The sequence below is a fragment of the Phyllobacterium sp. T2-21 genome, from assembly GCF_055378485.1.
The window spans coordinates 2,622,579-2,635,064 of the sequence record NZ_AP027912.1; the positions used below are offsets into that span (position 1 = coordinate 2,622,579).

The 12,486-nt window shown below is 58.6% G+C and carries 12 protein-coding genes; 2 read left to right on the forward strand and 10 right to left on the reverse strand.

Going from position 1 to position 12,486, the window contains the following annotated elements; genetic code table 11:
• Positions 1-21 precede the first annotated feature (21 nt).
• Both ACZ5FP_RS13215 and ACZ5FP_RS13220 read right to left on the reverse strand, forming a co-directional pair.
• Positions 22-606 carry a hypothetical protein gene (locus ACZ5FP_RS13215; protein WP_464660625.1) on the reverse strand — a complete coding sequence of 195 codons (585 nt, stop codon included), beginning with the start codon at positions 604-606 and terminating at the stop codon, positions 22-24.
• 304 nt (positions 607-910) lie between these two features.
• Positions 911-1,090 carry a hypothetical protein gene (locus tag ACZ5FP_RS13220; RefSeq protein WP_464660627.1) on the reverse strand — a complete coding sequence of 60 codons (180 nt, stop codon included), beginning with the start codon at positions 1,088-1,090 and terminating at the stop codon, positions 911-913.
• Positions 1,091-1,155: 65 nt separating this feature from the next.
• Between ACZ5FP_RS13220 and ACZ5FP_RS13225 the strand changes: the two genes are divergently transcribed.
• Positions 1,156-1,623: a hypothetical protein gene (locus tag ACZ5FP_RS13225; RefSeq protein ID WP_464660628.1), complete on the forward strand. Its 468-nt coding sequence runs from the start codon at positions 1,156-1,158 to the stop codon at positions 1,621-1,623.
• A 111-nt stretch (positions 1,624-1,734) separates the two neighbouring features.
• Here ACZ5FP_RS13225 and ACZ5FP_RS13230 read toward each other — a convergent pair whose 3' ends face one another.
• Positions 1,735-3,072: a DUF6538 domain-containing protein gene (locus ACZ5FP_RS13230; RefSeq protein WP_464660630.1), complete on the reverse strand. Its 1,338-nt coding sequence runs from the start codon at positions 3,070-3,072 to the stop codon at positions 1,735-1,737.
• A 67-nt stretch (positions 3,073-3,139) separates the two neighbouring features.
• Between ACZ5FP_RS13230 and ACZ5FP_RS13235 the strand changes: the two genes are divergently transcribed.
• A complete protein-coding gene (locus tag ACZ5FP_RS13235; RefSeq protein WP_464663263.1) occupies positions 3,140-3,397 on the forward strand; it encodes a YjhX family toxin in 258 nt (85 codons plus the stop codon).
• 237 nt (positions 3,398-3,634) lie between these two features.
• Here the strand turns inward: ACZ5FP_RS13235 and ACZ5FP_RS13240 are convergent, their stop codons facing one another.
• From ACZ5FP_RS13240 to ACZ5FP_RS13270, 7 genes are all read right to left on the reverse strand, one after another.
• A complete protein-coding gene (locus ACZ5FP_RS13240; RefSeq protein ID WP_464660632.1) occupies positions 3,635-4,879 on the reverse strand; it encodes a Y-family DNA polymerase in 1,245 nt (414 codons plus the stop codon).
• Between the two features lie 98 nt (positions 4,880-4,977).
• Positions 4,978-6,768, reverse strand: a complete 1,791-nt coding sequence (gene recJ, locus ACZ5FP_RS13245) for a single-stranded-DNA-specific exonuclease RecJ (protein WP_464660634.1) — start codon at positions 6,766-6,768, stop codon at positions 4,978-4,980.
• Between the two features lie 71 nt (positions 6,769-6,839).
• Entirely contained in the window at positions 6,840-7,481 is a 642-nt protein-coding gene (locus ACZ5FP_RS13250) for a hypothetical protein (protein WP_464660636.1), read from the reverse strand.
• A gap of 151 nt (positions 7,482-7,632) precedes the next feature.
• Positions 7,633-8,622: a class II fructose-bisphosphatase gene (gene glpX / locus ACZ5FP_RS13255; RefSeq protein ID WP_105732619.1), complete on the reverse strand. Its 990-nt coding sequence runs from the start codon at positions 8,620-8,622 to the stop codon at positions 7,633-7,635.
• A 214-nt stretch (positions 8,623-8,836) separates the two neighbouring features.
• The gene (locus ACZ5FP_RS13260) at positions 8,837-10,153 is read right to left on the reverse strand and encodes a homoserine dehydrogenase (RefSeq protein ID WP_464660638.1); all 1,317 of its coding nucleotides are present in this window, start codon (positions 10,151-10,153) and stop codon (positions 8,837-8,839) included.
• 74 nt (positions 10,154-10,227) lie between these two features.
• Positions 10,228-11,445: an LL-diaminopimelate aminotransferase gene (locus tag ACZ5FP_RS13265; protein ID WP_223613187.1), complete on the reverse strand. Its 1,218-nt coding sequence runs from the start codon at positions 11,443-11,445 to the stop codon at positions 10,228-10,230.
• Positions 11,446-11,631: 186 nt separating this feature from the next.
• Entirely contained in the window at positions 11,632-11,976 is a 345-nt protein-coding gene (locus ACZ5FP_RS13270) for a flagellar basal body L-ring protein FlgH (RefSeq protein ID WP_223613186.1), read from the reverse strand.
• Between the last annotated feature and the right edge of the window lie 510 nt (positions 11,977-12,486).

Below are 12,486 nucleotides of genomic sequence, written 5' to 3' on the forward strand. Positions count from 1 at the left end.
CTTTTAAGACAGAGATTGCACTCAGAGAACTAAACCCGACACAGCCCCCGTTCTGCTAACCAAGACAATCTGAATGCCAGCCCTTTTCAATCGTGGTCGCTCCCGCCAGTCTGCCGCTATGCGCTGGAACCTCGACGTGTCAGGGACCGCAGCAATAACAATGTCGTCTTCATCCGCGTTGAACAGGATGGCCTGCCCAAGCGCTGCATAGAGAAGTGGAAGCTCTGGACTACCCACTTTCATGATGAGCGGCCCCTTCTTGCACTCAGCAATAACCTTACGACCACCTATAGAGGCCACAACATCGCCTTTGCCGGGATGGGAGTGCACTTTCATTGTGGCACCGTTCCTCCCATACGTGGCAGCCCAAGCGTTCTTGCCCGTTGATGATCCTGCGATCAAAGACCAGCCGTAAGTGCGCATGTAAGATGCAATGTCGAAGATGACCGCACCCTGCACGGCCACCGAAGCGCCATCAATGGCAACATCAACGTGACCATCGAACCCGTCTAGCTCACTGAGGTATTCCGCTAAGCGTATCGAGACCTCAGCCTCAGGCATCCGATCTTCAGGGCCTTGCCAATCGGCATGTTCAAGTTGAGACATAATCACCTTCTAATTGGTGTGGAGACGCGCCAGAGCCTAGGGGCAACGTCGGGGCCCGTCTAGGATGAACGGGAAAGAGATCGCAAGTGAACGCATGCCTCCCCACGTTGCTCTCAGGTGGCGCTGGTGACGTGAGTTGCCACAAGTTGGACATGCCACGCTGAGTCATGTTCCTCGGCAGGCCATCTGGGGCGACGACACCCACCCGGGGGATTTTGCGTCATTCCCCATTCTGATTGGGGACCTCGAACTTTTGTGGCATTTTTATTCCACCATTCGGGCCCCGGGTTCGCTATCGGCTACCTTATGAAACGTTGGCGATCAGCGAGTCCATCTGCGTGTTAAGATGATCAATGCCGCGATTTATTTCACCCACTTGCGATGCGATGAACTCTAGCGCCACTGCTATACGTACATCCGTCGTCGTGTCTTTGGCTTTTATAAATACGTATTCGTCTATTTGGGACTCGTCTTTAGTGGTCATCGAATCATTCTCCAGTTAGGGAATTAAAACTACAGCGAATGTTGGAGTGGATAGGAAGATAACAGATGGCAGTAGACGATTTTCAACAGCAATATGAGGCCGCACTGGGTCAGTTTCTCGTGGCCTTCAACAGTATCGAAAGCCTAACAACTGATCTTGTGATCTTGGCGCTTGCCGAAACCAGAAAAGGTCATCTCACAAAAAGGCTGATCGAAGACAATTTCGAAAGACGGGTTACGGCTCTTGAACTGCTCGCGTCCGCGCTGCCCCAGCTAGATCGTCTTCCTGTGAGTGAGCTTCGAAGGCTTGGTGGGGAACGGAATAAACTAGCCCACGGCCATCTTGATCAAGACCCCAACGGTGAGTTTTCGATACGAGATATCCAGCGAAGAAAAAACACCGACATCAACTTAGATCGCATTCTCAAGCTCGCACTGGACGCACGGACATCATGGAATGACCTGAGGAATATCGAGATTTGCTTCTGGTTTGATGAGGTCACCGAGGAGCATTTAGCGGAGACCTCTCCGTAGCCATTTATCGTGGCAACTATCCGGGCGTTGTCTGATCCATAGCGGCCTCCGGTCCCTGCGTTGGTATGACCAAGGGGTGGTTCCTACAGTACCCAGCAACACCCGCCCCTCTCAAAGCTTCACAGCTTCTACGCATGCCTTCTTCTGCTCGATGCTTGCCCCGGATGAATACACCTCAAAGGTGATGAGCTTCTTCTCGCCCGTACTATGGCCCACCGTATCCGCTATGGTAGTCTCAGGTTGACCCGCATGACGCGCAAATTCAACGAAGGTCTTCCTTGTGCTGTGGAAGTTAACCAGCGATCTCCTACGCCCGATACGCTTGTCATCAACGCCCAACTCCTCCCGGTACTTCCTGAACGCCTTGCTCACCTCGCCCTTTGGGTTCTCTGTGTCGGACCACTCAGGGAACAGAAGGTCACCCTTGCGCTTCCCTTCGGCTCTCTTAGCAACGGCTGCTATCAAACCAGAGTGCACCGGGATGACCCTAACGCCAGCACGGGTCTTGCTCTTGGCTAGGTCAAAGCACTGTATAGGTGTGCCGTCCGCAGCAACCTTGATCACAGTGGCGCTCTCTACGGTCTGCCGGAGTATCTCGCTCAATCGCATCCCTGATAGGATGCCAAACCTGACAAGCTCGGCCAGCACGTCAGCCCGGAATGCATCGGCTGTGCCGCCACCGTTGACCAGAGTGTTGATTTCAGCCCTCGTAAGCTCCCTCTCCTTGTCCATGGCTTCCTTATCGCCCATCTTGGATTTCCTTGGGAGTAGCTGGTCCTTCCAAACGTTCCCTAAGTCTTCGTCAGCATGGCCCCGCGCAAGCAGGTATCCCCAGTAGCTCTTGAACACTGACAACTGTTTACGGGCTGTAGCTGGGTGCATCGCTGACATCACCTCGGATGCATACTTGCCAGCGACCTTACGTGTCACCTGAGAAAGTTTTATGCCGTCCTTAGAGAACCATTCGCTCAACCTGTTAATCTGGCCGGTATATTCCTTGGTAGTCTGCGGAGTGAGACCCGCCTCTCCTAACCAGTCAGCCATGTAAGAGTTGACGTCTTCCAACCCCTGCCATGCATCCTCAAAGGTTTCCTTGTCATGTCCTGTGAGCTTTCCAGCGGCAGTCCGGGCGGCATCTACAGCGTGGTCTCTCTGGGAGAACTCCCCCGGCTCGCTATGGTAGTCTGCGGTTGACCATAGAGCACGTAGGTTAGCCCCCAGTTCCCTTACGGTTTCCCCTGAGCCTGAACTCCTGAACATGGCCCTGACACGATGCTCAATCTCATCACGCCGCAGCCTTGCAGTCTTGATGTCCCCGGTCCCTGTCGATTGGACCCATGATGTCTTTCCGCCGAAATGGTGCCTAAGGTTGGCTGGGATGCCTATCTTCACCTGATAGATGTTGGTCTTGAGGATGAGTAGCCGGTCAATCTTCTTAGGTGTTTTCATCTTTTAGACCTCGTATTTAGACCATTGATATCCACCTATAACCTTGAAAACTAAGGATAACAAGGGGATACCTATGGAATATCACGAACAGCGCATACTTCACCTGCTCGCCCAGGGCGGCAAAATCTTGCTTGAAAAAGATGAGCGCAAGGCCATCACGGATATCATCTGCCTGACCCGCGATGGTGCCCGCTACACGGCCTGCGACCTCAGGCTCTTCCGCAAGCTCAAACAGAAAAGGGCCATCGCCTCGTCAGGCGGCGGCCCTTACCGGGTAACCCGGCGCGGCCTGCAACTGGTGCGCGCAGAACTGGACAACCGGTAATGGCATGGCCGGCGGCGTGGAAACACGCCGCCGGTTTTATGCAACGAGTTTCCACAAACCATGCGTTTGCAGAGCCATATCGTGCGTGGTTCGACAAGCTCACCATGAGGGATGTGGTTTGGTGCAAGATCAATCACAAACGTTGCAGAACTTGGCTCCCTGCAATCCTCACTCTCCCTCATGGTGAGCTTGTCGAACCACGCACAATGCTGATGCAAATATGGCCCGTATCTCTCCTCAAAAATCTTCCGGTTCCGGAATCCGGCCAAAGGCAATCTTGGAGCCGATGTAATTGCCGGGGCCGGTCGTCAGCCCGAGATTGAGCGCCTTGGAGCCATGGCGTACCCGCACCTTGTCGAGTAGGTCCGAAACGCGCTCCCATTGGCCGCGCTGCTCGGTCATCCCCCGCGTGTCGAACAGATCAAGGCTTGCTTCCGTCTCGCCGGAAAGATCATGCAGCACGACGGTGACCGAATTGACCTTCTTCATTTCACCTGCCTTGATCAATTTCTCATGCAAATCATTGAGACAATTGAGAAAACTGTGATCATCCCGCGCCGGGCGGAACTGGCCTTCCACCGTCACGCGGCTATCCCAGCGTGTCCCGACGGTGTAGCTGAGCGCTCCGGCACGGTAATGCGATCGGCGCAAACGGCGCGCCGCACTGAGGCACAGCAGCCGCGCACATTGCAGCACCTTGTCCGGCGCCCGCCAATCCGGCGGCAGATTGCGGCCATGACCGAACATGCGCTTGACGGTCTCCGGCTTTTCCACGGCATAACCATGCAGCGCCGAGACGAAACGCTCGCCCTCGACACTGTTCCAGATCGCGCGGGCATGTTTGGGCGCCAGCGCCCAGAGACCGCGCACATCGTTCACGCCGGACTGCCCCAGGCGCTGTTCCATCCCCTTGGAGATACCGGGCAAATCCTTCAGCCGGAGGTCGAATAGCCGTCCCGGCAGGTCGTCATGGCCGAGCACGACACAGCCATCGGGCTTGTCCATTTCGGCGGCGATCTTGGCAAGAAGCTCGTTGAGGGAAATGCCGATCGAACAGGTCAGCACCGCGCCCATTTCATCGTGCAGCGCCCGCTTGATGCGCGCCGCCAACCCCTGCGGGTCCCTGGCCTCGGAGGCCAGCAGCGTGCACGCCACCTCGTCAATCGAGCGCACGGCGGCAATCGGCACGCAGGTCTCGATGGTCGACAGAATCCGGTTATGCATCTTCACATAGACATCGGGCCGCGCTTCGAGAAACACGATATCCGGGCAGAGCGCACGGGCATCCCGCACAGAGGTGCCCGTCTTGATGCCGAAGGGTTTTGCCTCGCGGCTGGCGGCAATGACGCTTGTATGCGGCGAATCCAGCGGCACCACCGCGATGGGCCGGTTGCGCAGCGCCGGATCGAGCTGCTGCTCGGCGCTGGCAAAAAAGCTGTCGAAATCCAGATAGAGCTTTTCCAGATGGGTCGGTTTACGCATGGGTTCTGTTCTCGCTGCAGAATGAGAACAAAAATAGAACATCGATCCATTGAATGCAACTGAATCAGAAGGTGCTGCCATTTCCTGCTGACAGATGATCAGGCCCGCGCGGCATCCATGATGCGGAACTGGGTGGTTGTCGAGCCGTTCCAGTGGTTCAAGGCCAGATTGCCCGCCACATGCATGGACTGGCCGAGATTGCCGAACAGGAAATCACCCAGCGGCCCGCCCGTTGCACGGAAGGCAATCGCGTTGATACGCTTGCCGTCGGCGCCCGCCAGCGTCGCCTTGACATGGTTCGTCCCGACGGTGCGGGCATCGACGAGCCGGTGGTGCGGCAACACCAGCACCGGCTGCGGGTGGCCGGAACCAAACGGCCCGGCCCGTTCCATGGTCTCGTAGAGCGGCACCGTTGCGCCCGATGCGCTGAGCGCACCGTCAATGGCCAATGACTGGTTCTCGCGCAGCTGGCCGACCATTTCGGCCGCCTGCTCCTCGAAAAAGGCCCGCAGCGCGCCCATCTTGCCGCGCTCCACCGTGATACCAGCCGCCATGGCATGGCCGCCGCCTTTGACCAGCAATCCCGCGTCGACAGCACTTCGAACCAGTTTTCCCAGATCAAACCCGCTGATCGAACGGCCGGAACCGCTGCCGGTGCCGTTGACATTGAAGGCGATGGCAAAGACCGGGCGCCGGGCCCGTTCCTTCAGCCGCGCCGCGATCAGGCCGACAATGCCCGGGTGCCAGTCGTCGCTGGCCGTCACCAGAACGGCGGGTCCGCCACCGCTCGACATTTCCAGCATGGCTTCGGCTTCCGCCTGCTCCAGCATCACGGTTTCCATCGCCTGCCGCTCGGTGTTGAGCCGGTCAAGCTCGGCGGCAATCCGCGCCGCCTCGTTCGGATCGTCCAGCGTCAGCAGCCGCGCGCCAAGCCCGGCATCGCCGATGCGCCCGCCCGCATTGATGCGCGGACCGATGAGATAGCCGAAATGAAAGGCGCTGAGCGGTTCGCCGATGCGCGACACCCGCGCCAGGGCGGCCAGCCCGGCATTCTGCTGCGCCCGCGCGACGAGCAGCCCCTTGACCACGAAGGCGCGGTTCAGCTCCTTCAGCGGCACCACATCGCACACGGTGGCAAGCGCCACCAGATCGAGCATCGACAACAGATCAGGCGCCAGTGTTCCCGTTGCAATGCGCTGCGCGCGCAACGTGCGCAGAACCTGCACCAGGCTGAGGAACACCACCCCTGCCGCGCAAAGATGGCCCTGCCCGGACAGATCGTCCTCGCGGTTGGGATTGACCACCGCCGTGGCGGCAGCCGGCAGTTCGCCGCCGACCTGATGATGGTCGAGGACAACCACGTCGGCACCCACCTCGCGCGCAGCCTCGATGGCCGCTGCACTGTTGGTGCCGCAATCCACCGTCACGATCAGGGAAGCGCCATTTTGCGCCAGTTCGCGCATGGCCTGCGGATTGGGCCCGTACCCCTCGAAAATCCGGTCGGGGATATAGATATGGTTGGCAACGCCGTAATGGGTGAGAAAACGCGAGAGAATGGCCGATGAACAGGCGCCATCCACATCGTAATCGCCGAAAATCGCCACCTTCTCGTGTTTGCCGATGGCCTGCGCGATACGAGCGGCCGCTTTCTCCATATCGGTCAGTGACGCGGGATCGGGCATCAGGCCCTTGATGGTCGGGTCCATGAAAGCGGGCGCATCGTCCACTCCGACGCCGCGCCCGGCGAGAACGCGGGTGACGAGATCGGGAAAACCATGGTTCTGCGCCATGGCGAGCGCAATATTGGCTTCACGCGCTCCCAGCCGGTCAACCCATTTCAGACCGGTTGCAGAATGTTCAATGCCGAGGAAAAGCCGTTCTGGTGCCATGCAAGGGTTCAATCATCCGGCTGCGCCGAATGCAATGCTTCGAACGATCAATCCGGTGCACAAACCTGCAATTACTGCGGGGCTGTCGCGGGTGCGACCTGACCATTGACCGCCGGTGCCCCCAGATCGTTCATCGTCGTGGCAATCGAGGTCGCGAAATCGGCAAGGCTGCGCTCGGCCGCATCCTTGCTGCCTTTGGCATAGTTGGCAACGGGCTGGATCAGCAGATAGCGGCTGTGCATGCCGATCACGCAGACCAGGAAGGCGTGCTTCTCCTGTGCCGCATCCGCCGTCACGCACGGCATTGCCCGGCCTGCGCTGTAAGGCAATGTTGTCTGCACCGCGATTTCGCCGGGCTGGGTCGAATGGTACTGGGTGGCCTTTTCAAAGAGATCGCGCACAACGGGATCGTCGGGACCGTCCTTGATCGGATAGGCGGCATCCTTGTTGCTGGCCCTGACGCCAGCCATTGTCACCGTCGCCCTGGCGTCAACGGCTTCATATTCGGCCGTCACGCTGAAATCCTGCGGATTGACGCTGTGTTTGACGAGGGTAAAGGCTCCGACCATCTGCGGAAACCGGTCGGCAATCGAATTGGAGCGATAGCCTTGAATGAGATCAAGGTATGGGTCCTGCGCAAAAGCACCGTTCAGCGAGCCCAGAAGAACGAGCGTTGATACGAGGCAACCGGTTATTTTCGTTCGGATATTCATGGCTGTTCCACCGATCTGAACTCCCGCTCTGAAAATACCTCAAAAAGCATGGCCTCAATAGGGCATTTCCTATTGAGCCATCAACGCAGTTAACAAAATGCCCTGCAGCCCGAAGGAACTGCAGGGCAAAAAGTGTTTCAAATACCAGTTCTTACTGGAATTTTGTCATGTCCTGGTGTTTCGCCTTGATCTCGCGCACGGTCTGCGAATGCGAACGCATGACGATCGTATGGGTCTGGATGTAGTCGCGGGCAAATTTCACGCCGGACAGCATATTGCCGTCGGTGACACCCGTGGCCGCGAACAGCACGTCGCCCTTGGCCATTTCTTCCATGGTGTAGATCTTCTTCGGATCGCTGATGCCCATCTTGGCGGCGCGGGCAATCTTGTCGTCGCTGTTGAGCTGCAACCGGCCCTGCATCTGGCCGCCGATGCAGCGCAGAGCCGCTGCGGCAAGAACGCCTTCCGGCGCACCGCCGATGCCGATGTAGATATCGATGCCGGTTTCATCGGGATCGGTCGTGTGGATCACCCCGGCGACATCGCCATCACCGATGAGGCGAATGGAGGCGCCGGTTGCGCGCACTTCCTCGATCAGGCGCGCATGGCGCGGGCGGTCCATGATGCAGGCGGTGATCTCGTTGACCGGAACGCCCTTGGCCTTGGCCACAGCAGCGATGTTTTCCGCCGCAGGCGCATCCAGCTGGATGATTCCGGCGGGATAGCCCGGTCCGACGGCAATCTTTTCCATGTAGACGTCGGGTGCGTAAAGCAGGTTGCCCTTTTCGGCAATCGCGATCACGGCGAGTGAGTTGGGCAGGTTCTTGGCGCAGATGGTGGTGCCTTCAAGCGGATCAAGCGCGATATCGACCTCGGGGCCTGTGCGCGTGCCGACTTCTTCACCGATGTAGAGCATCGGCGCTTCGTCGCGCTCGCCCTCGCCGATGACAACGGTACCGCTGATGGGAAGACGATTGAGTTCCTGACGCATGGCATCCACGGCAGCCTGATCGGCAGCCATTTCATCGCCGCGCCCGCGCAGACGGGCAGCGGCAACGGCGGCACGCTCGGTCACGCGGACGAGCTCAAGGGTCAAAATACGGTCGAGGCCCATCGAAGTCTGGTCAGAAGTTTTCGGCATAATCTATCCTGCGTTCGTGTGGGAATTACCCTTTTGCGGATCAACAGGGTACTTCCTAGCATTGCTGTGCAAACCTTTTGTCAAAGTCGCAGAGCAGCGGCAAGACCCCGCCGGCAGGAAAGTGCCTTCACCGAAAAAGCTAATCGATTAAACGGGGTAGCGGCCGTTCACGAAGCAATACAAGCCTTTTACAAACGGTCATAGGCCGGCCGTGTCAGCCGGCGCGTTCGATGCGGATCATCTGCGGCTTGTCCGTGGAATGACCATCCTTCACGATGCCCTCAAGCGCCTTCTTGACAGCCGCCTCGGTGGTTTCGTGCGTGACGAGAATGACTGTCTTGGTCGCATCCGGGTGGCTTTCCGCACTCTGACGCTGGACGATGGATTCCAGCGAAATATCATTGTCGGCCATACGCTTGGCAATCGCCGCAAAGACACCCGCGCGGTCATGCACGGTCAGGCGGATGAAGTATCCGCCCTCGTGCGAGCGCATTTTGGCGCGTTTGTACGGAGCCAGCGATTTTGCCGGCGTGCCGAAGACGGGGCCGTGCTGGAAGCCCGGACGGCTCTTGGCGATGTCGGCGAGATCACCGATGACGGCGGATGCCGTGGCGGCACCACCGGCGCCCGGACCCGACAACAGCAATTCGCCGAGAAGATCGGTCTCGATGGCAACCGCATTGGTTACGCCATGCACCTGCGCAATCACCGATTCGACCGGCACCATGGTCGGATGCACGCGCTGTTCGATGCCGCTGTCTGTCTTCAGCGCAACGCCAAGCAGCTTGATGCGGTAGCCGAGTTCATCGGCGGCCTTGATATCGGCCAGCGAGATATTGCTGATCCCTTCGAGATAAATGTCATCGGCGGCAATCTGCGTGCCGAAGGCAAGGCTGGTCAGGATCGCCAGCTTGTGCGCGGTATCGTTGCCCTCGATATCGAATGTCGGATCGGCTTCCGCATAGCCGAGACGCTGGGCATCGGCGAGGCAATCCTCGAAGGAAATACCTTCGTCCCACATCCGCGTCAGGATGTAGTTGCAGGTGCCGTTCATGATGCCGTAGACGCGCGACACGGTATTGCCGGTCAGGGACTCGCGCAAAGCCTTGATGACGGGAATGCCGCCAGCCACCGCCGCTTCGAAGTTGAACAGGACACCCTTTTCCTCGGCGATCCTGGCGAGAGACACGCCATGCTTGGCCAGAAGCGCCTTGTTGGCTGTGACCACGTGGCGGCCAGATTTCAGCGCCGCCTCGACGGCAGCGCGCGCCGGACCCTCGTCACCACCGATCAGTTCGATGAACACGTCGATATTGTTCGACTTGGCCAGGGCAACCGGATCATCGAACCATGTGGCCGACGAGAAGTCCACGCCGCGATCCCGCTTCGCATCACGGGCGGACACGGCGGTGACGATGATTTCCTTGCCGCACTGACGGGTGAGCATGTCGCCCTTGTCCCGCAAAATTTTCAGGACCGAGGCACCAACAGTGCCCAGTCCGGCGATTCCCACGCGCAGCGCATCACTCATCGTTCATTTCCCTGAAGTGTTTTAGCCTGAAGCGGCGCCCGACGGCGCCGCGAATTCCGATGTCGGCATGCCGCTCAGCGGCGTGCGTTCAACGGAATGACGTTGTGCAGCTTTTCATCCGCCGTTGCAAGGAACCGCTTGAGGTTGCGGGCTGCCTGACGAATGCGATGTTCGTTCTCGACCAGCGCGATGCGGATATAGTCATCGCCATGCTCGCCGAAGCCGATGCCGGGCGCCACGGCGACATCCGCATGCTCGATCAGCAGCTTGGAGAACTCCAGCGAACCGAGGGCGCGGAACTTTTCCGGGATCGGCGCCCAGGCAAACATCGTCGCCGCCGGTGACGGAATATCCCATCCGGCGCGGGCGAAACTGTCGACCAGAACATCACGGCGATGCTTGTAGACCGCACGCACTTCCGCAATGTCGGAACCATCGCCATTCAGAGCGGCTGCGGCGGCAACCTGAATGGGCGTGAACGCGCCATAATCGAGATAGGACTTGACCCGGGTGAGCGCCGAGATCAGGCGTTCATTGCCGACGGCAAAGCCCATGCGCCAGCCCGGCATCGAGAATGTCTTCGACATGGAGGTAAACTCCACGGCAACATCGATCGCACCCGGCACCTGCAGGACGGACGGAGGCGGCGCGTCGTCGAAATAAATCTCGGAATAGGCCAGATCCGACAGAATGATGATTTCATTCTTGCGGGCAAAGGCAACCACATCCTTGTAGAAATCCAGCGATGCCACGTGGGCGGTCGGATTGGAGGGGTAGTTGAGGATCAGCGCCAATGGCTTCGGAATAGAATGGCGGATACCGCGTTCCAGCGCCGGAATGAACTGGTCATCGGGCATGGCCGGAATTGACCGGATGACGCCGCCCGACATGATGAAGCCGAACGCATGGATCGGATAGGTCGGATCAGGGCACAGCACGACATCGCCGGGCGCGGTGATCGCCTGCGCCATGTTGGCAAAACCTTCCTTGGAGCCAAGGGTCGCCACGACCTGTGTGTCGGGATTGAGCTTCACGCCGAAACGCCGCTCGTAATAGGCGGCCTGGGCACGGCGCAGACCGGGAATGCCTTTCGAGGAGGAATAGCGATGGGTGCGCGGGTCCTGGACGGCCTCGCACAGCTTGTCGACAATGCCCTGCGGCGTCGGCAGGTCAGGATTGCCCATACCCAGATCGATAATGTCCGCACCGGCCGCTCGCGCGCTCGCCTTCAGGCGATTGACCTGTTCAAAAACGTAAGGTGGCAGGCGGCGAACTTTATGAAATTCTTCCATAGGTTTGGGTCCGGTAAAAATGGGTTCAATGTGCGGGTGCGCTATACACCTAAACTGTACGGCGGTCGAGCGATCATTGACACCGCGCCTTGCGCGCCGGGTCAATCGCCGTCATGCCACCCAGCCCGGGATTCTCCTGAGCAAGACACCCATTCGTGGTGTCTTCATGACCTTGCCGGCAATGGGCTATTGCCCGCTTTCAATAGCCTTCAAATCGTCCTGCTGCTGCTGGACCAGCTTCTTCATTTCGGCCTGGCGCCGGGCAACGGCTGCCGGATCGGCGGTGGCATTGCCCTGCCCGCCTTTGGCCGCGACGAGCTTCTTCTGCAGATCGTCCTTCTGCTGCGGCGTCAGCTGTGCGGTCTCGCCCTTCGGATCGGGCGTGAAAACCGGAAAGGTGCCGGTGTTGACAGGACCGGTCAGGGGCGAATTCGACATGGGCTCGGGCGGCGTGTTCGCGCAGGCGCTCAAACCGGCAATCAGAACGGCGCCAACCGAGAAGCGGATGATGGTTTTGACCGAGATATTCATTGTTTGTCCTGACTGCCGGAATCGATATTCATCATAGTGATATGAAATGCACGTTAGAGGGATAGCATTAGAGCAACCGACATTCAAATGGGTTCAATTCCGTTTCTCCCATGGAAATACAATCTGCGAAGATGGTGACAAGGCCGTGATCTTTCCTGCACAATGACCGCAATTGAATGTCCGTTGCTCTGACTTGTGGTATCATGTCTAGTATGCTGATCGGGAGGATGAGGTCGTACACTCATAAACCCGGTTGAAATGGTATGAGGCCATTTGTTCGGATACGAGGAACAAAGACGAGGGAAATGTGGTTCATTTTTGAGGCTTTGCGACGAAGTAGCCGGGCAAATGGACCATATCCTTCGGACGCCGAAACGGCTGCAAGCTGCAGTGTCGAACCGCTCGGTCGGGGGAAAGACCCCGCCCTTCGCGCTTCTCCTCGCATCTTTTTGCCGTTTCAGGCGCCATTTCGACCAGATTTGTGAGTGCACGACCTAGCGGGAGGGAACG